Raw genomic sequence first — 23,702 nt, 5'->3', positions numbered from 1 at the left:
CAAATGACTGAGTCCGTACAGCGCGATAGCGCGTTGCTGGTGCATTTCACACTCAAGCTGGAAGATGGCTCAACGGCCGAATCCACGCGTGCCAACGGCAAACCTGCGCTGTTCTGTCTGGGTGATGGCAGCTTGTCAGAGGCGCTGGAGAAGGAGTTGGTGGGGCGTAAAGTGGGCGATAAGCACGCTTTTACGCTGGCACCTGATGATGCCTTTGGCGGCATCAGCCCGGACCTGGTTCAGTACTTTTCGCGCCGTGACTTTAACGATGCCGGAGAGCCGGAAGTGGGCGCCATTATGCTGTTCAGCGGCAGAGGTGGTAGCGAGATGCCAGGTGTGATCCGCGAGATTTCGGGTGATTCGATCACCGTCGATTTCAATCATCCACTGGCCGGTCAGCGCATTCAGTTTGAAATTGAAGTGCTGGAGATTGATCCGGTACTGGAGGCCAGCGATGCAAATCCTGTTAGCTAACCCTCGCGGTTTCTGTGCAGGCGTGGATCGCGCCATCAGTATTGTGGAACGCGCGCTGGAGATGTACGGCGCGCCAATCTACGTGCGTCATGAAGTGGTGCATAACCGCTACGTGGTGAGCAGCCTGCGCGATCGTGGTGCGATTTTTATCGAAGAGATCAGCGAAGTGCCAGATAACGCCATCCTGATCTTCTCCGCACATGGGGTTTCTCAGGCTGTTCGTGCGGAAGCGAAAGCGCGCAATCTCACTATGCTGTTCGATGCCACCTGTCCACTGGTGACCAAGGTGCATATGGAAGTGGCGCGTGCCAGCCGTAAAGGTGTGGAAGCCATTCTGATTGGTCATGCGGGTCACCCGGAAGTGGAAGGCACCATGGGGCAGTACAACAACCCCAACGGTGGCATGTACCTGGTGGAATCGCCGGAAGATGTGTTTAAGCTGAACGTCAAAGATGAAGGTAATCTGTGTTTTATGACGCAGACTACCTTGTCGGTTGATGATACCTCGGAAGTGATTGATGCACTGCGCCAACGCTTCCCGGCGATTATCGGCCCGCGTAAAGACGACATCTGCTATGCGACCACCAACCGTCAGGAAGCGGTACGCGTTCTGGCGCGTGATGCGGAAGTGGTGCTGGTGGTTGGTTCGAAAAACTCCTCCAACTCCAACCGTCTGGCCGAACTGGCGCAGCGTGCGGGCAAACTGGCGAAGCTGATTGATTCAGCGGATGACATTCAGGAAGAGTGGGTCAAAGACAAGCAGATCATCGGTGTCACAGCGGGCGCCTCGGCACCGGATATTTTAGTGCAGCAGGTGATTCAGCGCTTGAAAGAGTATGGCGGTGAAGCGGCGATTGAGCTGATTGGTCGCGAAGAGAACATCGTGTTTGAAGTGCCGAAAGAGTTGCGCGTCGAAGTGCGTAACGTGCAGTAAGCGGAGACTTCCGTTACAAAATCAGGCCGACATTGTTCGGCCTTTTCTTTATCTGCAGCCAGCCATAAAACCCATTTCCAGCAGATGGGATTGCATTTACTGATAATGTTTAGCGGCTGGCATAAAATTCTTATATCCCTTTATTATTGTGGCGTGACAGTTATCGGATCGTTAACCTGTTTACGCTTTGCATGCATAGATTTGTATCAGGAATGAATAATTATGAGTGATATCCGCATTGCTATCGTTGGTGCGCCGGGTCGCATGGGACGCAATTTGATTCAGGCCGCGCAGCAAGCAGATGGCGTGGCGTTAGGCGCGGCACTGGCGCGCAGCGGTTCTTCTCTGCTGGGCTCAGATGCTGGCGAACTGGCTGGCATTGGAAAAATCGGAGTGACTGTCACTGACGATTTGCTGAAAGTGGTCGATGATTTTGATGTGCTGATTGATTTCACCCGTCCGGAAGGCACGCTGGAGTATCTGGCATTCTGCCGCCAGCATCAAAAAGCGATGGTGATTGGCACCACCGGCTTTGATGAAGCGGGCAAAGAAGCGATTCGCGCCGCAGCCGAAGAGATTGGCATTGTGTTCGCCGCCAACTTTAGTGTGGGTGTGAACCTGGTGCTGAATCTGTTACAGCAGGCGGCCAAAGTGATGGGTGAGTATGCTGATATTGAAATCGTTGAGGCACACCACCGTCATAAAGTTGATGCACCATCAGGTACTGCATTAGCCATGGGTGAAGCGATTGCCGATGCGATGAGCTGGAATCTGGATGAACACGCGGTGTATGCCCGTGAAGGCCATACGGGCGAGCGTAAAGCGCAGACCATCGGTTTTGCTACCGTGCGCGCAGGCGATATCGTCGGTGAGCATACCGCGATGTTTGCAGATATTGGCGAGCGTGTAGAGATTACCCATAAGGCTTCCAGCCGCATGACCTTTGCAAATGGCGCGGTTAAGGCAGGAAGTTGGTTGAAAGACAAAAAATCTGGCCTTTATGATATGCGTGATGTGCTGGATTTATCGATGTTGTGAGTGTTTTGAACCATCGTGATGTGGTTATTTCAATCGGTAAGATGTTGATTGAATAGGGCAATGTGATCATTGCCCTTTATTTTATGTATAAATTAACGCTTGGCGTCCATATGTCATCGTAGTGCTTGTTTGTTGGTGTTAGTGTGTATTTTTCTGTCAGGTAATAGCTAATTTTGACCATTTGGTCAAAAATCTAAGCGGCGTAGCACGGCTTTACGATTATCGCCGCTAAGCAACCGTTTATTTTTCTCACTTTTCCTGTTCTTTTATCCCTTTTCTCAGTTTTTAGCATTGAACCGCCCTAAAAATACAAAAAAAACAGCCACTCAGGGTAGACAAGCCAGAGGTCGATCATTAGAATGCGCGCAATTTGCCAAAATTCGAGCATTCAGGCGGATTTTGCATTGATTCGGGCATGTATTTTGAATTAATATGCAAATATTGTGACTGTTTATTCCCTGGAGGATGTTTTGATTAAGTCAGCGCTCTTGGTTCTGGAAGACGGAACCCAATTCCACGGTCGGGCCATCGGGGCAACGGGGTCGGCAGTGGGGGAAGTCGTTTTCAACACGTCAATGACTGGTTATCAAGAAATCCTCACTGATCCTTCCTATTCCCGCCAAATCGTTACCCTCACTTATCCCCATATCGGCAATGTTGGCGTTAACGCCGCCGATGAAGAATCCAGCCAAATCCATGCTCAAGGCCTCGTTATTCGCGACCTGCCGCTGATCACCAGCAACTTCCGCAGTGAAGAAAGCCTGTCAGCTTACCTGCAGCGCAATAACATTGTCGGCATCGCCGATATCGATACGCGCAAACTGACCCGTTTGCTGCGCGAGAAGGGCGCACAGAGCGGCTGCATTATTGCGGGTGATAATCCGGATGCGGCGCTGGCGCTGCAAAAAGCGCAGGCGTTCCCGGGCTTAAAAGGCATGGACCTGGCGAAAGAAGTGACCACCGCGGAAACTTACGCGTGGCAGCAGGGTAGCTGGACACTGGAAGGTGATTTGCCTGAGCAGAAAACTGCTGCAGAGCTGCCGTTCCATGTTGTCGCCTATGACTTCGGCGCTAAGCGCAACATTCTGCGCATGCTGGTGGATCGCGGCTGCCGTTTAACGGTTGTTCCAGCCAAAACCACTGCAGAAGAAGTGCTGGCTTTGAATCCAGATGGCATCTTCCTGTCGAACGGTCCTGGTGACCCGGAGCCGTGCGATTACGCTATCAACGCGATTCAGGCTTTCCTGAAAACCGACGTTCCGGTGTTCGGTATCTGTCTTGGACATCAGTTGCTGGCGCTGGCAAGCGGTGCGAAAACCGTGAAGATGAAACTCGGCCACCATGGCGGTAACCACCCGGTCAAAGATCTCGACAACAATGTCGTGATGATTACCGCGCAGAACCACGGTTTTGCCGTCGATGACAGCCAGTTACCGGCCAACCTGCGTGTGACCCATGTGTCACTGTTCGACCAGACTGTGCAGGGTATCCACCGCACCGACAAACCGGCCTTCAGCTTCCAGGGACACCCTGAAGCGAGCCCAGGCCCGCACGATGCGGCGCCACTGTTCGATCACTTTATCGAACTGATCGAAGCTTACCGTTCTAACGCGAAGTAATCAGGAGCCCATGATGCCAAAACGTACAGACATAAAATCCATCCTGATCCTTGGCGCTGGCCCGATCGTTATCGGCCAGGCATGTGAATTTGACTACTCCGGTGCGCAGGCGTGTAAAGCGCTGCGTGAAGAGGGTTACCGCGTCATTCTGGTGAACTCCAACCCGGCAACCATCATGACCGACCCGGAAATGGCCGATGCAACTTATATCGAGCCGATTCACTGGGAAGTGGTACGCAAAATTATCGAAAAAGAGCGCCCGGATGCGGTGCTGCCGACCATGGGTGGCCAGACTGCACTGAACTGTGCGCTGGAGCTGGAGCGTCATGGTGTGCTGGCTGAGTTCGGCGTCACCATGATTGGTGCGACCGCAGATGCCATTGATAAAGCCGAAGATCGCCGCCGTTTCGACGTGGCGATGAAAAGCATCGGTCTGGGCACTGCCCGTTCGGGTATCGCGCATACCATGGAAGAAGCGCTGGCGGTGGCCGAAGACGTTGGCTTCCCATGCATCATTCGTCCTTCCTTTACCATGGGCGGCACCGGTGGCGGTATCGCTTATAACCGTGAAGAGTTCGAAGAGATTTGCGAGCGTGGTCTCGACCTCTCACCTACCAATGAGCTGCTGATTGATGAGTCGCTGATTGGCTGGAAAGAGTACGAGATGGAAGTGGTGCGTGATAAAAACGACAACTGCATCATCGTCTGCTCGATCGAAAACTTCGATGCGATGGGTATTCATACCGGTGACTCCATCACCGTCGCGCCAGCACAGACGCTGACCGATAAAGAATATCAAATCATGCGTAACGCCTCGCTGGCGGTACTGCGTGAAATCGGCGTCGAAACCGGCGGTTCGAACGTTCAGTTCTCGGTTAACCCGAAAGATGGTCGTTTGATTGTTATCGAAATGAACCCACGCGTGTCGCGCTCTTCTGCGCTGGCTTCGAAAGCGACCGGTTTCCCGATTGCGAAAGTCGCGGCGAAACTGGCGGTGGGCTTCACCCTGGATGAGCTGATGAACGACATCACTGGCGGTCGTACGCCAGCGTCGTTTGAGCCGTCAATCGATTACGTTGTGACCAAGATTCCTCGCTTCAACTTCGAGAAGTTTGCCGGTGCGAATGACCGTCTGACCACGCAGATGAAATCTGTCGGTGAAGTGATGGCGATTGGCCGTACCTTCCAGGAATCGATGCAGAAAGCGCTGCGCGGCCTGGAAGTGGGTGCTAACGGCTTCGACCCGAAAGTGGATCTGGATGATGCCGAAGCCTTAACCCGTATCCGTCGCGAATTGAAAGATGCCGGTTCTGACCGTATCTGGTACATCGCTGATGCGTTCCGTGCCGGTATGTCGGTGGATGGCGTGTTCAACCTGACCAACATCGACCGCTGGTTCCTGGTGCAAATCGAAGAACTGGTGCGTCTGGAAGAGCAGGTGGCGCGTGAAGGTGTGAACTCACTGAATGCGGACTTCCTGCGTGCGCTGAAGCGTAAAGGCTTCGCAGACGTGCGTCTGGCAGCACTGGCAGGCGTGGCGGAAAGCGAAATCCGCAAGCTGCGTCAACAGTTCAACCTGCACCCGGTTTACAAGCGCGTGGATACCTGTGCGGCGGAGTTCTCTACCGATACCGCGTACATGTACTCCACCTATGAAGAAGAGTGCGAAGCCAATCCAAACCAGGACCGTGACAAAATCATGATTCTGGGTGGTGGTCCAAACCGTATCGGCCAGGGTATCGAGTTCGATTACTGCTGTGTCCATGCGGCATTGGCGCTGCGCGAAGACGGTTACGAAACCATTATGGTGAACTGTAACCCGGAAACCGTTTCAACCGACTACGACACCTCTGACCGTCTGTACTTTGAACCGGTCACGCTGGAAGACGTGCTGGAAATCGTGCGCATCGAGAAGCCTAAGGGCGTTATCGTGCAGTACGGTGGCCAGACTCCGCTGAAGCTGGCGCGTGCGTTAGAAGCGGCGGGTGTGCCGGTCATTGGTACCAGCCCGGATGCGATTGACCGTGCAGAAGACCGCGAGCGTTTCCAACAGGCGGTGGATCGTCTGAGCCTGAAGCAGCCGGCGAACGCCACGGTGGCGACGCTGGAGCAAGCGGTTGAGAAAGCGGCGGGTATCGGTTATCCGCTGGTGGTGCGTCCTTCTTATGTACTGGGCGGCCGCGCGATGGAAATCGTGTACGACGAAATCGACCTGAAGCGCTACTTCCAGAACGCCGTATCTGTTTCCAACGATGCGCCAGTGTTACTGGATCGCTTCCTGGATGATGCCGTCGAAGTGGACGTCGATGCGATTTGCGACGGTGAGCGTGTGCTGATTGGCGGCATCATGGAGCACATCGAGCAAGCGGGTGTTCACTCCGGTGACTCTGCATGTTCACTGCCGGCTTACACGCTCAGCACTGAGATTCAGAACGTGATGCGTCAGCAGGTTGAGAAACTGGCCTTTGAGCTGAACGTCCGTGGTTTGATGAACGTGCAGTTTGCGGTTAAAGACAACGAAGTTTACCTGATTGAAGTCAACCCACGTGCCGCGCGTACCGTACCGTTCGTGTCTAAAGCAACAGGCGTACCGCTGGCGAAAGTGGCTGCACGCGTGATGGCAGGTAAAACGCTGGCCGAGCAGGGTGTAACGGAAGAAGTGATTCCACCTTACTACTCTGTGAAAGAAGTGGTGCTGCCGTTCAACAAGTTCCAGGGCGTTGACCCGATTCTTGGCCCAGAGATGCGTTCTACCGGCGAAGTCATGGGTGTGGGTCGTACCTTCGCAGAAGCATTCTCAAAAGCGATGCTGGGTGCGCAGAGCAACATGAAGAAAACCGGTCGTGCGCTGCTGTCAGTGCGTGAGGGCGATAAGAAACGTATCGTTGACCTGGCGGCGAAGCTGCAGAAGTTAGGCTTTGAGTTGGATGCGACGCACGGTACCGCTGTGGTGCTGGGTGAAGCTGGCATTAACCCACGTCTGGTTAACAAGGTGCATGAAGGTCGTCCGCACATTCAGGACCGTCTGAAGAATGGCGAATACACCTACATCGTCAATACCACCGCAGGTCGTCAGGCGATTGAAGATTCGAAATTGATTCGCCGCAGTGCGCTGCAATATAAAGTGCATTATGACACCACGCTGAACGGTGGTTTTGCTACCGCGATGTCACTGAATGCGGATCCTACTGAGAAAGTCATTTCAGTGCAGGAAATGCATGCCCTAATCAAAGGCTAATCAATAAGTTGATAGGCTAATAACGGCTCCTCAGGGAGCCGTTTTTTTCGCCTGTTTATCGCTGGTTGAATAAGCTTAGGTGTGAAAAATCTATTGATTTGACATAGTTTTTATCAGTTGATGCGGTACTGGTTACATGTCGGATTATTCGCACAAATTTATAAATACGATCCCGGCAAGCGCACCTTACTATCTCGGACGCTCATTAATAGAGCGCTCACCTTAATTGGGATATAAAAAATGAAAATGCGTGCTTTCACCCTCAGCGCAGTGGCTGCGTTATTAGTTGCTGCGCCTCTCGCCAGCCAGGCGGAAATTACCCTGCTGAAGCAGGATCCGCAGGCAGGCGATCCCCTTAGCCGTCTGGATTTCAAAGTCGGCGGCAGTATTCGTCCTCAGTTCCAGCATCAGGCTGGTGTGAGTGACCAATCGTACAAACGTAACGGCTACGATGGCGGTTCACGTTTCCGTTTCTCCGCTGATTACTATCTGTTTGATGACATCAGCTGGGTCAGCTACTACGAGCTGGGCGTCAACTTCCCGGCCTGGTGGGGTTGGGATAACCACTATGCCGATGGCCAGAACAACACCACGCGTCGTCAGCTCTACACGGGTCTGAAAAGCAAAACCTGGGGTCAGCTGACCTTTGGTCAACAGAACAGCGTTTACTATGATGTGGTCGGCGCGAAGACCGATATCTGGGACTACGACATGTTAGCTCAGGCACCGGGCAACGGTATCAACGGTGACTACGACGGTTCATACCGTTCACGTAAGATGCTGAAGTACAAAAATACCTTCGGCGACGTTGATGTTTACGCTTCATACCTGTTTGAAGATAACAACTACCTGCCGGGCAACGGCCTGCGTTACAAGCGTAAAGGTGGCGGCTCACTGGGTGTGAACTATCACATCACCAAAGATCTGGCGTGGGGTACCGCGTGGAACTACACCCGTGCGGATATTCATAACCCAGGCACCGGTGAAAGCAAAGACTACGATCAGAACATCTACGGTACCGCGTTGAGCTGGACCCCGGATAACTGGACGCTGTCTGCAGGTGCTGGCTGGTATCAGAACTTCTCACCAACCAAGAAGAACACCGTTAACAACTACTTTGCCGATGATGCGTGGGGCGTAGAGTACTTCGCTGGCTACAAATTTGCTATCGATCAGTACGCGGTCAAGTCTATCCAGCCTTACTTCATGGGCGACCGTCTGGAGTTCGTCAATGGACGTAACTACAAGCGTATCGACAATGGCGTTGGTATCAGCACCAAACTCGATTACGGCTTCCAGGTGGATTACGAATACGTGATCACCTCAAGCACCGACAAATCACTGGGTAACATGAACCTGGTGCGTCTGCGCTACGATTTCTAATCGATGTGTCAACGGCTCCTAAGGGAGCCGTTTTTCTTTGTCGCAGACAGTGCGGTTTTCTTTACACTCCATCACGTCAAAGCCTCATTTCACCCTGAGTTGTAGCGTTCTACTGGATTAATCTGGCGTCTATTCCCAACTATGGTGGGAAAGTCGGTGTAAAACTCTGTCCAATAACAAAAATGCGGTCGCATAGGAGCTTTACGCAAATAGCGGGGTCGGCCTATCGACGAAACTTTCGCCTTTACGTATCATTGCGCCAATTTTTTTCCTGTAGGTCTTTTAACATGATTAGTCTGATCGCAGCACTGGCAGCCGATCGCATTATTGGTATGGAAAACGCCATGCCATGGAACCTGCCAGCGGATTTGGCCTGGTTCAAACGTAACACACTGAATAAACCTGTCATTATGGGGCGTCTGACCTTTGAATCCATTGGCCGCCCGTTACCGGGACGCTTAAATATTGTGGTGAGCAGCCAGCCGGGTACGCACGATGGCGTCACCTGGGTCACTTCACTGGACGAAGCGGTGAAAGCGGCGGGCGACGTGGAAGAGATGATGGTGATCGGTGGTGGTCGTGTTTACGAACAGATGCTGGCGCGTGCCGATCGTTTGTATCTGACGCACATTGATGCCGAAGTCGAAGGCGATACGCAATTCCCGGACTACGAGCCGGATGAATGGCAGTCGACTTTTAGTGAGTTCCATGACGCCGATGCGCAGAATTCACACAGTTACTGCTTTGAGATTTTAGATCGCCGTTGATGCTTGTCCCGGTGCATATCAGTGCGCAACCTACGAACATCGTGTCATTTCGTCGTAGTGTCGCCATTTATAGCGACCGGGAAATATCAGGATCATTATTTAAAGCGAATGAAAAAAGCCCCGCTCACATTGCGGGGCTTTTTGTTTATGACATGTCGCTTAATGGGACGAGTTTTTTTAATGCATGTCACTCAAAGGCGGATGCGCGCTGGCGGCACTCTCTGCCATCGCCTTTTCACGGTTGGAGGCCTGCACATAATAGCGTTGCGATTCCCAGTGCAGCAGCGTCAGCGTGCCGCCCCAGCAGCAGCCGGTATCCAGTCCGATGATATGTTCAGGTGTCCCTTTGCCTTCCAGAGAGGCCCAGTGGCCAAACACCTGCGTATATTCGCTACCGATCTTGCTCGCAACAAGGAACCAGGGTTTCAGCGGCGGTGGAGCAGAGTTTGGGGCTTCTTTGCAGATCATATCCAACTGCCCGTTAGGGAAGCAGAAGCGCATGCGCGTCAGGGCATTAGTACTGAAGCGCAGACGCGCCAACCCACTCAGTTCCGGCGTCCAGTTGTTCGGCATATCGCCGTACATCGCATCCAGGAACAGCGGATAGGTGTCGCTGGCCAGCACGGCTTCGACTTCACGCGCACAGAGTTTTGCGGTGTCGAGATCCCACTGCGGCGTGATACCCGCGTGAGCCATCAACAGCTTTTTATCTTCATCCACTTGTAGCAGCGGCTGGCGACGTAACCAGTTGATCAGCTCATCCGCATCGTGTGCTTCCAGCAGAGGCGTCAGGCGATCTTTGGGTTTATTACGGCTGATGCCGGCATAAACCGCCAGCAGATGCAGATCGTGATTGCCGAGCACGAGGCGCACGCAATCCCCCAGCGATTTCACGTAGCGCAGCACATCGAGCGAGCCCGGGCCACGCGCGACCAGGTCGCCGGTTAACCAAAGCTCGTCTTGCTGTGGATCGAAATTAACCTGCGCCAGCAGCGCACGTAGCTCGTCATAACAGCCGTGAATATCGCCAATCAGGTATGTACTCATTACGTCAGTCCGATCAAAACGCGCCGCCCGGACAGGCCGGGCGGAGGGGGATTAATGTATGTGGGTTTGCACCGCGAGTCGGAACACCGGGATTTCGACATGAAACTCTTCACCTGCATCGTCGACCATCACATAGTGGCCTTGCATGGTGCCCATCGGAGTTTCCAGTATCGCACCGCTGGTGTACTGATACTCGCCGCCTGCTGCAATGTGCGGTTGTTCACCAACCACACCTTCACCCTGAACTTCAGTCTCACGACCGTTGCCATTGGTGATAAGCCAGTAGCGGCTAAGTAGCTGAACGTTATTGCGTCCCAGATTACGAATGGTGATGGTGTAGGCAAACACGTAGCGATCCTCGTCGGGCAAGGATTGTGATTCCACATATTGACTCAATACATGAATACAGACGCGGGCCAGTTCACTCATACACTCAATTCTCCGGGTTTTCAGCCTGATGATTGCCCAGCCAGTTCGCCAGCTGGCAGAACTGCGCCACGGTGACATTTTCTGCACGCAGCGAAGCATCAATATTCAGTTCATCCAACGCACCTGCAGTAAACAAATGTGCAAGGCTGTTGCGCAGGGTTTTACGGCGTTTACCAAAGGCTTCTGTGGTGATACGGCTCAGCAGACGAATATCGCTGACCGGATAAGGTGGCTCTGGGTAAGGCATCAAACGCACTACGGCTGAATCCACTTTAGGTGCCGGCGTAAAGGATTCTGGTGGAACTTCCAGCACCGGAATCACCTGGCAATAGTACTGCGCCATCACGGTCAGGCGACCATAAGCTTTGCTGCCTGGTCCAGCAACCAAACGATTAACCACTTCTTTCTGCAGCATGAAGTGCATATCTTTAATCGAACCAGTATAGCTGAAAAGGTGGAACATCAGCGGCGTGGAGATGTTGTAAGGCAAGTTGCCAAACACACGCAGCGGCTGACCTTTCTCTTTTGCCAGTGCCGAAAAATCGAAGGTCATGGCATCTTGCTGATAAATGGTCAGCTTGGGTCCGAGGAACGGATGGGTCTGCAAACGCGCGGCCAGATCGCGATCCAGCTCAACAACGGTCAGTTCATCGAGGCGCTCGCCTACCGGTTCAGTTAAGGCACCAAGGCCGGGACCAATCTCCACAACGGCTTCTCCCTTTTGCGGGTGAATAGCGGAGACAATGCTGTCGATAATGTACTGATCGTTCAGGAAGTTCTGCCCGAAACGTTTACGGGCAAAATGCCCCTGATGGACGCGATTATTCATTACTGCTCTTGATCATAGTGATGGCGAGATTAAGCGCCGTGATAAAGCTGCCCGGTTCTGCCTTGCCCTGGCCGGCTAATTCCAGCGCGGTACCATGGTCGACAGAAGTCCGGATAAAGGGCAGGCCGAGGGTGATATTCACCGCGCGACCAAACCCCTGAAATTTTAGCACCGGTAAGCCCTGATCGTGATACATCGCCAGGACGGCATCGGCATGCTGTAAGTATTTTGGCTGGAACAGCGTATCAGCCGGTAACGGGCCGGTAAGCTGAATACCTTGCTGACGCAGTTCGTCGAGCGCCGGAATAATGGTATCAATTTCTTCACGGCCCATATGGCCGCTTTCGCCCGCGTGCGGATTCAGGCCGCAGACAAAGATATGGGGATGCGGTAAACCGAATTTCTGCTGTAAATCCTGATGCAGAATCGTGATCACCTCATGCAAGCTGTCGCGAGTAATCGCATCAGCGACATCTTTTAACGGCAAATGCGTGGTCGCGAGCGCGACGCGCAACTCTTCGGTTGCCAGCATCATCACCACGCGATCGCCACCGGCACGCTCGGCGAAGAATTCGGTATGGCCGGTGAACGGAATACCGGCGTCATTGATCACGCCTTTGTGCACCGGACCGGTAATCAATGCGGCAAACTCGCCGTTGAGACAGCCGTCACAGGCACGCGCCAGCGTTTCCAGCACGTAGTGACCATTCGCCACGGTTAATTCACCGGGCGTCACGGGCTGTGCGGTATCAACCTGCAGCAGCGTTAACGTACCCGCCTGCTGCGGTTGCGCGGCCACGCCGGGCTGGTAATCACGCAGCGTCAGCGGCAAACCAAGTTGGTTGGCGCGCTGACGCAGGACGTTACCGTCGGCACAGACCACCAGTTCAACTGGCCAGTCACGTTGGGCCAGTTGAACGGTGAGATCGGGACCAATCCCGGCGGGTTCGCCGGGCGTGATCACTACACGGTAATTACTGACCATTGTTGTCCAGAATCTTCACGTAAGCACTGGCGCGTTGTTCCTGCATCCAGGTTTGTGCTTCTTCGGCAAATTTACGGTTAAACAGCAGACGATAAGCACGCTCTTTCTGTGCCGCATCGGTTTTATCAACCTGACGGGTGTCCAGCAGCTGAATCAAATGCCAGCCGAAGGAAGAGTGTACCGGCTCGCTGACCTGACCTTTCTGCAGCTTCAACAGCGCATCACGGAAGGCCGGATCGTAGATTTCAGGCGTTGCCCAACCAAGATCACCGCCCTGGTTAGCTGAACCTGGATCGTCAGAGAACTGTTTTGCCGCCGCAGCAAAGGTGGTTTTGCCACTCTTGATGTCAGCCGCAATCTGCTCGATCTTCGCTTGTGCCTGCGCATCAGTGAGGATTGGAGAAGGCTTCAGCAGAATATGGCGCGCATGCACTTCGGTCACAGAGATGTTTTTGCTTTCACCGCGCAGGTCGTTCACTTTCAGAATATGGAAGCCAACACCAGAACGGATTGGGCCGACGATGTCGCCTTTCTTCGCGGTGCTCAACGCTTGCGAGAACAGGGTAGGCAGCTCTTCAATTTTCGCCCAACCCATGTTGCCGCCTTTCAGCGCTTGCGGATCGGCAGAGTAAGTCACTGCCATTTTGCCGAAATCGGCACCGCTTTTCAGTTGACCGACCAATTGACGCGCCAGCGCTTCCTGATCGTCAACTTGCTGCTGCGTCGGGTTTTCTGACAACGGCAGCAGGATCTGGCTGACGTTCAGCTCAGTACCTTGGGCATTTTGAGAACCCACCTGTGCAGCCAGCGTATCGACTTCCTGCGGCAGGATCGTTACACGGCGGCGCACTTCGTTATTACGTACTTCTGAAATCAGCATTTCCTGACGGATCTGCGCACGGTAAGTGTTGTAGTTCATCCCGTCATAGGCCAGACGGCTACGCAGCTGATCCATGCTCATCTTGTTTTGTGCGGCAATATTCTGGATTGCCTGATCCAACTGCTGATCGCTGACCTGCAGGCCAGCTTTCTCGCCCATCTGAAGAATGATGGCATCCATGACCTGACGCTCAAGGATTTGATGACGCAATGTTTTGTCATCAGGCAACTGCTGATGTGCCTGCTGCGCCTGTGATTTCACGGTGCGCATCATGTTATCAACGTCACTTTCCAGCACCACGCCGTTATTCACGACAGCGGCAACTTTATCAACCTCTTGTGGGGCTGCGAACGCAGTGTTAGCGGTAATCGCCACACCAAGAATCAGCATTCTCCAGTTCTTCATACTTTATCCATTGTTGTTCCGCACTGCGGGATAGCCTGTCAAATATCACAACATCAGAAAGCGCGCTGGTAAGGGATGATGCCCTGACGCAGCATTTCATTGGTGCCTAAGCCATAGTTAGAACTCAGACCACGCAGCTCAATGTTGAATGAGATTTGGTTGTCATACTTACTGTCGTTGTTTTCCCAACCGTTGATCTTGCGCTCGTAACCCAGACGAATGGCGTAGCAGCACGAGCTGTACTGCAGGCCAACTAACTGCTCAGCAGGGCGACTGTTGCGGGTATCATAGTAATATCCGCCCACCAGTGACCAGGCATCGGCAATTGGCCAACTCGCGGTTGCGCCAACTTGTGAAATCCCGTTTTTGTAGATCGGGTTCGTCAGCAAGCTGGAGTTGTTCAACGCCTGCGCCACGTATTCCGGGCTGCTGTAGCGATAGCTCAGCTGCACCATACGATCCGCATCCTGACGGTATTCCAGGATGGCGTTGCCTTGTGCGACGTTATCGAGACGGGTGTCATACTGCAGTCCGCCACGCGCGCCCCAGCGATCGCTGATTTTCCAGTAGGTATCGCCGGCCCACACCAGGCTGCCGGTGTCATCCTCATCACTCGTCTGGTTTACGCCGGTACGAGACGGGGTAAACGAGTAGATTTGACCCACAGAAACGTTAAAACGTTCAACCAGATCGTTATCATAAATTCGCGTGGTCACACCGGTTGAAACTTCGTTAGCCGAAGCGATGCGATCCAGACCACTGTAAGTACGATCGCGGAACAGACCGGTGTAGTCGGTTTGCAGCAGGGTAGAGTCGTACGGATAGATACTGCTCTGATTACGGTATGGGATATAGAGGTACTGCACACGCGGCTCCAGCGTTTGCGTGTAGCCCGGCTCCCAATCCATATCGCGGTCAAATACCAGACGACCATCCACTTTGAACTGTGGCAGGGTACGGTTGACAGAATTTTTCAGCTGCCCACTCGCACTGTTCTCATCCACCGTGCTGTTGTAATTGTCGATGCCATCCTGCTGGTAATGCGTAGCAAGGAATTTTGCCTCGGTATCGAGGCTAGCCCAGCCGTTTGATAGCGGAAGATTCAGCGTAGGTTCAATATGAAGGCGCGTGGCTTCCGGCATTTCGCTGTTTACGTTGGTAAATTTGACGGCCTGAGCAAAAATACGACCATCAAATGGACCAATGTCGTTTTGATAGAAATTCAGGTCAAGCTGAGGCATCGCACGATAAATATTACGCGTGCTGGTACTGCCAAACACCTGGAAGTCTTTAGTCGATAGCGTCGCATCCCAGTTGGTGTCTGCGTAGCCAAAGCTAAACTTCTGCGTCGCGTAACCGTCAGTAGAGTTGTAATACTTCGAGTCGAGATCGTTGAAGTAATACGGGTCGCTCACCTTGGTGTAGTTGGCGTTGAAGCGCCAGTGCTGCTCGTAGACGCCGGCATGCTGCCAGTAGAACAGCCAGCGATCTGAGTTATCATTTTCGGCGATGCCACGCACCGCTTTATCGTTGTCGTACTGCTTATCTGAAGGCAGATAATCCAGTTCCATCAGACCGGCACCAAACACGGTCAGATAGCGGAATTCGTTCTGCAGTTGCAGACCGCGTTTGCTCATGTAATGCGGTGTAATGGTGGCATCGGCCTGCGGCGCGATGTTCCAGTAATACGGCAGCATAAATTCGAAGCCGTTATTACTGCCATATTTTGCATTTGGGATCAGGAAACCGGAGCGACGACGATCGCCAATCGGTAACTGTAAATACGGGCTGTAAAACACCGGCACATTGCCGAGTTTAAAGCGGGCGTTCCAGATTTCAGCCACTTCTTCCTGGCGGTCCTGAATCACCTCGGAACCCACCACGCTCCAGCTATTAGAGCCGGGCAGGCAAGAGGTGAAGCTGCCGTTTTCCAGAATGGTATAACGGTTGTCGCCACGCAGTTTCATCTGATCGGCAACGCCGCGGCCCTGACGGCCCACCATCTGGTAATCACCGTTCCACACGTTGGTGTCTTTGGTGTTCAGATTGGACCACGCTTTAGGACCTTTCAGGATGACCTGGTTGTCGTCATAGTGCACATTACCCAGCGCATCTACGGTACGCACCGGCGTTGTCTGTCCATCCTGCTGGCGCTGATGCAGTTGCATCTCATCGGCACGCAAGCGGCTATTGCCCTGCTGCACATCAACATTGCCCGTAAACACCGCGTCATTCGGGTAGTTACCTTTGGCCGAGTCAGAGTTGATGGTGACAGGCAACGAATTGGTGTCGCCGCTGACCAGCGGACGGTTGTAGCTCGGCACGCCCAGCATACATTGCGACATAAGATCGTCGGCGAACGTCTGCTGACTGTAGAGCGCTGCACCAATCATGGTTGCCAGCAGGGTAGGTATCTGTTTTTTCATACGCGGTTCGGGATTTCCATGAGAACGGGCATCATGCCGACAATCGGCTCAGAGACTAACTTACTGCCCGGCGTTGTGCCAGTGTTAATCCTTGTCTGATCGCGTTGCTGTTAGGCACTGAAGTAAATGAAAGGTATGATAATGCAATTTTCAGCCGCAAGCATGGCGAATTGAGGAGTTTATGCGCTACTGGGGAAAAGTTATTGGTCTGGCTCTCGGCTTACTTTCTGGAGCAGGCTTCTGGGGCATTGTACTGGGCCTGCTCATTGGTCACATGTTTGACAAAGTGCGTAGCGTAAAGGGACAGGGATATTTCGCCAATAATCAGGCGCGACAGACGCTGTTTTTCAGTACCACTTTTCAGGTGATGGGCCATTTGACCAAGTCAAAAGGGCGCGTCACTGAGGCAGATATCCAGATTGCTTCCTTATTTATGGATCGTATGCAGTTGCATGGCGATGCCCGCACGGCGGCGCAGCGCGCTTTCCGTGAAGGCAAGCAAAGTGACTATCCGCTGCGTAACAAGTTGCGTGAACTGCGTAGCGCCTGCTTCGGTCGTTTTGATCTGATTCGGATGTTTCTGGAAATTCAGATTCAGGCGGCCTTTGCTGATGGTTCGCTGCACCCTAACGAGCGTCAGGTGCTGTATGTCATCGCTGAAGAGCTGGGCATTTCACGCGCGCAGTTCGATCAGTTCCTGCGGATGATGGAAGGCGGACAACAGTTTGGCGGCGGCGGCTCCTCTTATGGTGGCGCGTATCAACAGGCGAAGCGTGGCCCCACACTGGATGATGCGTGCAGCGTACTCGGTGTGAAAAGCAGTGATGACAGCACCACCATCAAACGCGCTTACCGTAAGTTGATGAGTGAGCATCATCCGGACAAGCTGGTGGCGAAAGGGTTACCGCCAGAAATGATGGAGATGGCGAAGCAGAAAGCGCAGGAGATTCAGGCGGCTTACGATTTGATTCGTAAGGAGAAGGGATTTAAATAGCCTGGAATGTTGAGATGAGATTTGAAAGGGCCGTCATTGCTGACGGCCCTTTTTATTGCCTGCAGATTAAAAATCCGCTGGCTGCTTAAACGTCATGCTGTTGCCAAACGACGGATGGGTAATCGTTAATGACTCTGCGTGCAGTTGCAGACGCGGCGCCATGGCCAGTGCTTCTTCATGGGCATAGAAGCGGTCACCTAAAATAGGATGACCCAGCGCCAGCAAATGCACACGCAGCTGATGTGAACGTCCGGTAATCGGTTTGAGCAGCACGCGGGCGCTGTGGCTCGCTTCATACTCCAGCACCTGGTACTCCGTCTGCGCGGATTTGCCGTTCTCGAAGCACACCATCTGCTTAGGTCGGTTAGGCCAGTCGCAAATCAGCGGCAGATCGATGACTCCCTCTTCCGCCGCAGGATGGCCCCAAACACGTGCCACATAATACTTTGACGGCTCACGCTCGCGAAACTGCCGCTTTAATTCGCGCTCAGCCGCTTTATTCAGCGCCACCACGATCACACCGCTGGTGGCCATATCCAGTCGGTGGACTGATTCCGCCTGAGGAAAATCACGTTGAATGCGCGTCATGACGCTGTCTTTGTGCTCTTCCAGGCGACCCGGCACCGACAACAAACCGCTTGGTTTGTTGACCACCATAATGTGTTCGTCCTGATACAGAATATGTAACCAGGGTTCGAGCGGTGGATTGTAGGCTTCCATCAACATGTCGTAGTGGCCTTCAGCGATTATTGGTGCGTAACGACGATCAGACGCAGTGCGTCCAGACGCCAGCCCGCATCACCGAGGCTCGCCAGCACCTGCTCGCGATTGCTTTCCAGCGCTTCAACTTCATCATCACGGATGTTGGGGTTGACCGCTCGCAACGCTTCGAGACGTGACAGCTCGGCACTCAGTTTCTCATCCGCCTCGACTTTCGCCGCTGCGATAATCGCCTGTGCTTCCGGAATCACCACTTTCTCAGCCTGCGTCAGAATCTCATGCACTTCCTGTTGTACCGCATTAACCAGCTTACTGCCGGTGTGACGATTCACGGCGTTCAACTGACGGTTAAAGCTTTCGAACTCCACTTTACCTGCCAGGTTGTTGCCGGCACGATCCATCAGCAAACGCACCGGCGTAGGCGGCAGGAAGCGGGTAAGTTGCAGACTCTTAGGCGCCTGCGCTTCAACCACATACACCATCTCGACCAGCAGCGTACCTACCGGCAGCGCTTTGTTCTTCAACAGTGACAATGCACAGCTGCCGGTATCGCCGGACAGGATCAAATCGAGACCGTTGCGGATCAGCGGATGTTCCCAGGTGATGAACTGGGTGTCTTCACGCGACAGCGCCTGGTTACGGTTAAAGGTCACGGTGCAGCCGTCTTCCGGCAAGCCTGGGAAATCTGGCACCAGCATGTGATCGGATGGCGTCAGCACGATCAAACTGTCGCTGCGATCTTCCTGGTTGATGCCGACGATGTCGAACAGGTTGAGCGCGAAGTTAACCAAATCAGTGTCGTTATCCTGTTCACCAATCGCATTCGCCAGCGCCTGAGCTGCTTCGCCGCCGTTGGAGTTCAGCTCCAGCAAACGGTCACGACCCTGTTCCAGCTGTGATTTCAACGTATCGTGCTGTTTGCGGCTCTCGGCGATGAACTCATCCAGCCCCTGGGGATTCTCTGGCGCAGCGAGGTATTCAATCAGCTTGCTGTATTCGCTGTCATAAATAGTGCGACCGGTTGGGCAGGTATGCTCAAACGCGTCCAGACCTTCGTGATACCAGCGCAGCAGCACCGCCTGAGCGGTTTTCTCCAGCCACGGCACCAGAATCTGGATGTCGTGCATCTGACCGATACGGTCAAGACGACCAATACGCTGTTCCAGCAAGTCTGGGTTAAACGGCAGATCGAACATCACCAGGCGGCTGGCGAACTGGAAGTTACGGCCTTCAGAACCGATTTCCGAGCACAGCAGCACCTGTGCGCCTTCTTCTTCAGAGGCGAAGAACGCCGCAGCGCGGTCGCGCTCCAGAATGGATAATCCTTCGTGGAACACCGCAGCACGAATGCCTTCGCGCTCACGCAGCACCTGCTCCAGTTGCAGCGCGGTGGCCGCCTGAGCGCAGATCACCAGCACTTTCTCTTTACGGTTGCTGGTCAGGTAGCCCATCAGCCATTCTACGCGCGGGTCGAAGTTCCACCAGGTACCGCTATCGCCTTCAAATTCCTGATAAATCTTTTCCGGATACAGCATGTCACGTGCGCGCTCTTCTGCGCTCTTACGGGTGCCCATGATGCCGGAAACTTTAATCGCGGTTTGATACTGCGCGGGCAGTGGCAAACGAATCTGGTGCAGTTCGCGTTTCGGGAAGCCCTTCACGCCGTTACGCGTGTTACGGAACAGCACGCGGCTGGTTCCGTGGCGGTCCATCAGCATGGAAACCAGCTCTTTGCGCGCATCTTCTTTGCCATCACGATCGCTATTCGCGACCTGCAACAGCGGCTCGATGTCCTGCTCACCGATCAGGTCGTTGATCAGGTTCATCTCTTCTTTACTGATAGCGTGGTCGGCCAGCAAGGAACTCACCGCATCGGCCACCGGACGATAGTTCTGCTGCTCAGCGACAAACTGACCGAAGTCATGGAAGCGATTAGGATCAAGCAGACGCAAACGAGCAAAGTGGCTTTCCAGACCCAGCTGTTCCGGCGTTGCCGTCAGCAGCAGTACGCCCGCAGTTTTCTCAGCCAGCTGCTCAATCACCTGATATTCACGGCTCGGTGCATCTTCGCTCCAGGCCAGATGGTGGGCTTCATCGACCACCAGCAGATCCCAGTCGGCATCGGCCAGCAATTCAAGACGCTGCTTATTACGGCGCACGAAATCTAGTGAACAGATAATCAGCTGTTCGGTTTCGAAGGCGTTGTCGCTGTCGTGCTGCGCTTCGGTGTAGCGGTCGTCATCAAACAGGGCAAAGCGCAGGTTAAAGCGACGTAACATCTCCACCAACCACTGGTGCTGCAGGGTTTCCGGCACCACGATCAGTACGCGATCGGCACGACCTGCCAGCAGCTGTTGCTGAATGATCATCCCGGCTTCAATGGTTTTACCCAGGCCGACTTCATCCGCCAGCAGTACGCGTGGCGCATGACGACGGCCGACATCATGCGCGATATGCAACTGATGCGGGATCAGATTGGTGCGCATGCCGCGCAGGCCGCTGATCGGCAGGCGATACTGTTCGCTCTGGTATTTACGTGCGCGGAAACGCAGGGCAAAACGGTCCATACGGTCGAGCTGACCGGCAAACAGACGATCCTGAGGTTTGCTGAACACCAGTTTGCTGTCCAGCATCACTTCGCGCATCACCACGCCGCTTTCTTCGGTGTCGAGACGCGTGCCGATGTAAGTCATTAATTCGTTATCGTTGCGGACTTCATCGACGCTCATCTGCCAACCTTCGTGGTTGGTGATGGTGTCGCCCGGATTGAATATCACACGGGTGACGGGAGCATCATTACGGGCATACAGGCGGTTTTCGCCGGTTGCCGGGAACATCATGGTGATCATGCGCGTATCGATCGCCACCACCGTTCCTAATCCCAGTTCACTTTCCGTATCACTAATCCAGCGCTGACCCAGTGTAAAAACCATATATTTTTAGCTCGACTCTCTGACATGCCATAAAAAAGTTCACCTGCACTCAGGCAATACATCGCCGCCAAACGGGTGTTTGGTCAGGTTGTCTATGCGGTGAGGATCAGGAAGGGCGCTATGGTACTGGATGGCAAGGCGTTCGTCACCTGTCAAAAAAGCCCCAGCTGCCCAGTAATGAGTGTAGCAAAGTCATCGCCGACGAAGGGTAAAATGCCATCTGCCACCGGTTGTAACTGTTTGGTGACGTAGTGATCGTAGTCGAGCGGCGTGGTGCGCGCTTCCAGGGGTTCCGGGCCAGCGGTCGCCATCACATAGCGGATGGATCCGCCATTTTGATGCTGTAACGGGCGCTGCAATTTCCGATTTTGCTCATCAGCGAGGCGCGCGGCACGCACATGCGGCGGCACGTTTTTTTCATAATCTTTTAACGGGCGGCGCAGGCGCTTTTTATAGACCAGTAATTCGTCCAGTTCGCCCGCCAGCAGCTGCGCCACGGTTTCGCGGATGTAATCCTGCCACGGTTCACCCCGAAAAATACGGCCATACAGATTTTGCTGGAACTGTTGCGCCAGCGGCGTCCAGTCGGTGCGCACCGATTCAAGGCCTTTAAATACCAGGCGTTCCGAGTCACCCGTGCGAATCATGCCGGCGTAGCGTTTTTTACTGCCTTGTTCGGCACCGCGAATTGTCGGCATCAGGAAGCGACTGAAATGGGTTTCGTACTCCAGCTCCAGTGCACTTTCCAGCCCGTAAGTCTGTTGCAGATGCTGCTGCCACCACGCGTTGACCTGTTGGGCCAGACGATGACCAATGGCTGCAGCTTCCGTCTCGCTATGTGCGCCCTTTAGCCAGACAAAGGTCGAGTCGGTGTCGCCATAAATTACATCAAACCCTTCGGCCTCAACCAGTTCGCGAGTTTGCTGCATGATGGCGTGGCCGCGCAGGGTAATAGAGGACGCAAGGCGCGGATCAAAGAAGCGGCAGGCGCTAGTGCCTAGCACGCCGTAAAAGGCATTCATGATGATTTTCAGCGCCTGAGACAACGGCTTGTTATTCTCGCGCTTGGCGGCTTCACGCCCTTGCCAGATTTGTTCGACTATCGCCGGTAAACAGTGGGTCTGGCGCGAAAAGCGTGCCTCACGGAAGCCGGGCACAGAATCGGCGTCGTCAGGATGGGCCAATCCTTCTACCAGACCAACCGGATCGATCAGGAAGGTGCGGATAATCGAGGGATAAAGGCTTTTGTAATCCAGCACCAGCACCGAATCATACAGGCCGGGGCGTGAGTCCATCACATAACCGCCTGGGCTGGCTTCGGGTGCCACTTCGCCGAGGTTGGGTGCCACAAATCCTGCACGGTGCATGCGCGGAATATAAAGATGACCAAACGCCGCTACCGAACCGCCGTGACGATCGACCGCCAGGCCATTCACCGTGGCGCGTTCCAGCAAAAACGGCATGATGGCGGTGTGCTGAAAGATGCGCGTCACCAGCTCGCAATCTTTCAGGTTGTACTTCGCCAGCGCCGGTTTGTCATGGGCAAAACGCCAGTTGATCTCTTCCATGCGCTGCCACGGGTTGTCGATGTATTTTCCTTCGCCGAGTAGCTGACGCGACACCGCCTCAAGACTAAAAGAGGGAAAGTCCCAGAAAGCGGACTTCAGTGCTTCAATGCCATCGATCACCAGACGACCAGTGGCTTGTGCGAAGAATACGCCCGGTTTAAAGCCATGCTCACGCCACTCCAGCGCCTGATTCTGGCGGCCTAAGCGCAGCGGAATGCCGTAACGATCGGCGTGTTTCTGCAGGACGCGAAGATCGAACTGCACCACGCTCCAGCCGATGATCACGTCAGGATCGTGGCGAGCGAACCAGGCATTGAGTTGCTCCAGCAACTGCGGGCGGCTATCCACATAGATGAGATCGAAATCGAGCGTGCTGGCATCGCCATTGGGCGGACCCAGCATGTAAACCTGGCGTTGGCCGCAGCCTTCCAGCCCGATGCAATACAGCTCACCGTGCTCCGTGGTTTCAATATCCAGCGAAACCCATTTCAGCTGCGGACGGTAATCTGGATGGGGTTTCAAACGCGCATTGACCACGCTATCGCCGCGCACCTCGCCGCTGAACCACACCGGCGCAGTGATAAAACGCTCCATCAAATAGCGTTCTGGCGGGCGGATATCGGCTTCATACACCGCGATGCCATTCTCTCGCAGGCGCTTTTCCAGGTTTTGCAGCTGGCGATTGCTGCGGCAATAGAGACCAAACACCGGACGACGACGGAAATCTTTCAGTTCCAGTGATTGCACACGAGTATGCCGCTCGTCACGGATCAGCGTTTCGGTTTGCTGGCGGAATTCTTCTGGAATGAAAGCCACGGACTCTTGTGCCGGTAGCACCAGCCGCTGCGGGCCCTCATCAGTCGCCAGCCAGAGCACCACTTCGCTGCCGGTTGGGGTATCTCGCCAGTGGCGGGTAAGCAGAAAACCTGCGCGCGGTTCGGTCACGTTAACTCCGGGAAATGAATTGCCTGAAGTATATCATGGATGTTTATACAGTGCCTGCGCGTGGCGATATTGTCAGCACTCTGTCAAC

17 protein-coding genes are annotated in these 23,702 nt (G+C 54.0%); 8 read left to right on the top strand and 9 right to left on the bottom strand.

Annotated elements, in window-relative coordinates:
* Window positions 1–3: 3 nt before the first annotated feature.
* The 7 genes from fkpB (at window position 4) to folA (ending at window position 9,453) form a co-directional block, all read left to right on the top strand.
* Window positions 4–474: an FKBP-type peptidyl-prolyl cis-trans isomerase gene (gene fkpB / locus LBW88_RS10175; protein ID WP_224932455.1), complete on the top strand. Its 471-nt coding sequence runs from the start codon at window positions 4–6 to the stop codon at window positions 472–474.
* A complete protein-coding gene (gene ispH / locus LBW88_RS10170) occupies window positions 455–1,408 on the top strand; it encodes a 4-hydroxy-3-methylbut-2-enyl diphosphate reductase (RefSeq protein WP_224932456.1) in 954 nt (317 codons plus the stop codon). The genes fkpB and ispH overlap by 20 nt, the downstream gene beginning before the upstream one ends.
* A 222-nt stretch (window positions 1,409–1,630) precedes the next feature.
* Window positions 1,631–2,446, top strand: a complete 816-nt coding sequence (dapB, locus tag LBW88_RS10165) for a 4-hydroxy-tetrahydrodipicolinate reductase (protein ID WP_224932457.1) — start codon at window positions 1,631–1,633, stop codon at window positions 2,444–2,446.
* 470 nt (window positions 2,447–2,916) lie between these two features.
* Window positions 2,917–4,065 carry a glutamine-hydrolyzing carbamoyl-phosphate synthase small subunit gene (gene carA, locus LBW88_RS10160; RefSeq protein WP_224932458.1) on the top strand — a complete coding sequence of 383 codons (1,149 nt, stop codon included), beginning with the start codon at window positions 2,917–2,919 and terminating at the stop codon, window positions 4,063–4,065.
* Window positions 4,066–4,078: 13 nt separating this feature from the next.
* Entirely contained in the window at window positions 4,079–7,303 is a 3,225-nt protein-coding gene (gene carB, locus LBW88_RS10155) for a carbamoyl-phosphate synthase large subunit (RefSeq protein ID WP_224932459.1), read from the top strand.
* 240 nt (window positions 7,304–7,543) lie between these two features.
* Window positions 7,544–8,686 (top strand): porin, encoded by a 1,143-nt coding sequence (locus LBW88_RS10150; RefSeq protein ID WP_224932460.1) that lies wholly within the window; start codon window positions 7,544–7,546, stop codon window positions 8,684–8,686.
* A 287-nt stretch (window positions 8,687–8,973) separates the two neighbouring features.
* The gene (folA, locus tag LBW88_RS10145) at window positions 8,974–9,453 is read left to right on the top strand and encodes a type 3 dihydrofolate reductase (RefSeq protein ID WP_200574533.1); all 480 of its coding nucleotides are present in this window, start codon (window positions 8,974–8,976) and stop codon (window positions 9,451–9,453) included.
* Between the two features lie 177 nt (window positions 9,454–9,630).
* Here the strand turns inward: folA and apaH are convergent, their stop codons facing one another.
* Genes apaH through lptD form a run of 6 tightly spaced genes read right to left on the bottom strand, consistent with a single transcriptional unit; the run spans window position 9,631 to window position 16,454 of the window.
* Window positions 9,631–10,500 (bottom strand): bis(5'-nucleosyl)-tetraphosphatase (symmetrical) ApaH, encoded by an 870-nt coding sequence (gene apaH / locus LBW88_RS10140; protein ID WP_224932461.1) that lies wholly within the window; start codon window positions 10,498–10,500, stop codon window positions 9,631–9,633.
* 51 nt (window positions 10,501–10,551) lie between these two features.
* Complete coding sequence (gene apaG, locus LBW88_RS10135; RefSeq protein ID WP_084933874.1) at window positions 10,552–10,929, bottom strand: Co2+/Mg2+ efflux protein ApaG; 378 nt, start codon at window positions 10,927–10,929, stop codon at window positions 10,552–10,554.
* 4 nt (window positions 10,930–10,933) lie between these two features.
* A complete protein-coding gene (gene rsmA / locus LBW88_RS10130) occupies window positions 10,934–11,758 on the bottom strand; it encodes a 16S rRNA (adenine(1518)-N(6)/adenine(1519)-N(6))-dimethyltransferase RsmA (protein WP_224932462.1) in 825 nt (274 codons plus the stop codon).
* A complete protein-coding gene (gene pdxA, locus LBW88_RS10125; RefSeq protein WP_224932463.1) occupies window positions 11,751–12,743 on the bottom strand; it encodes a 4-hydroxythreonine-4-phosphate dehydrogenase PdxA in 993 nt (330 codons plus the stop codon). The genes rsmA and pdxA overlap by 8 nt, the downstream gene beginning before the upstream one ends.
* Window positions 12,733–14,028, bottom strand: a complete 1,296-nt coding sequence (gene surA / locus LBW88_RS10120) for a peptidylprolyl isomerase SurA (RefSeq protein WP_224932464.1) — start codon at window positions 14,026–14,028, stop codon at window positions 12,733–12,735. Before surA ends, pdxA begins: the two co-directional genes overlap by 11 nt.
* A gap of 53 nt (window positions 14,029–14,081) precedes the next feature.
* Window positions 14,082–16,454 (bottom strand): LPS assembly protein LptD, encoded by a 2,373-nt coding sequence (gene lptD, locus LBW88_RS10115; protein ID WP_224932465.1) that lies wholly within the window; start codon window positions 16,452–16,454, stop codon window positions 14,082–14,084.
* 181 nt (window positions 16,455–16,635) lie between these two features.
* Between lptD and djlA the strand changes: the two genes are divergently transcribed.
* Window positions 16,636–17,448: a co-chaperone DjlA gene (gene djlA, locus LBW88_RS10110; protein WP_224932466.1), complete on the top strand. Its 813-nt coding sequence runs from the start codon at window positions 16,636–16,638 to the stop codon at window positions 17,446–17,448.
* A 66-nt stretch (window positions 17,449–17,514) separates the two neighbouring features.
* Here the strand turns inward: djlA and rluA are convergent, their stop codons facing one another.
* From rluA to polB, 3 genes are all read right to left on the bottom strand, one after another.
* Entirely contained in the window at window positions 17,515–18,174 is a 660-nt protein-coding gene (gene rluA, locus LBW88_RS10105) for a bifunctional tRNA pseudouridine(32) synthase/23S rRNA pseudouridine(746) synthase RluA (protein WP_224932467.1), read from the bottom strand.
* A 20-nt stretch (window positions 18,175–18,194) separates the two neighbouring features.
* Complete coding sequence (gene rapA / locus LBW88_RS10100) at window positions 18,195–21,101, bottom strand: RNA polymerase-associated protein RapA (RefSeq protein WP_224932468.1); 2,907 nt, start codon at window positions 21,099–21,101, stop codon at window positions 18,195–18,197.
* A gap of 152 nt (window positions 21,102–21,253) precedes the next feature.
* The gene (polB, locus tag LBW88_RS10095) at window positions 21,254–23,614 is read right to left on the bottom strand and encodes a DNA polymerase II (protein ID WP_224932469.1); all 2,361 of its coding nucleotides are present in this window, start codon (window positions 23,612–23,614) and stop codon (window positions 21,254–21,256) included.
* Between the last annotated feature and the right edge of the window lie 88 nt (window positions 23,615–23,702).

This window comes from Pantoea sp. alder81 (genome assembly GCF_020179835.1).
Taxonomy (GTDB): Bacteria; Pseudomonadota; Gammaproteobacteria; order Enterobacterales; family Enterobacteriaceae; genus Pantoea.
The sequence above is the reverse complement of the archived record's forward strand: the minus strand, read 5'-3'. Positions and strand labels throughout refer to the sequence as shown.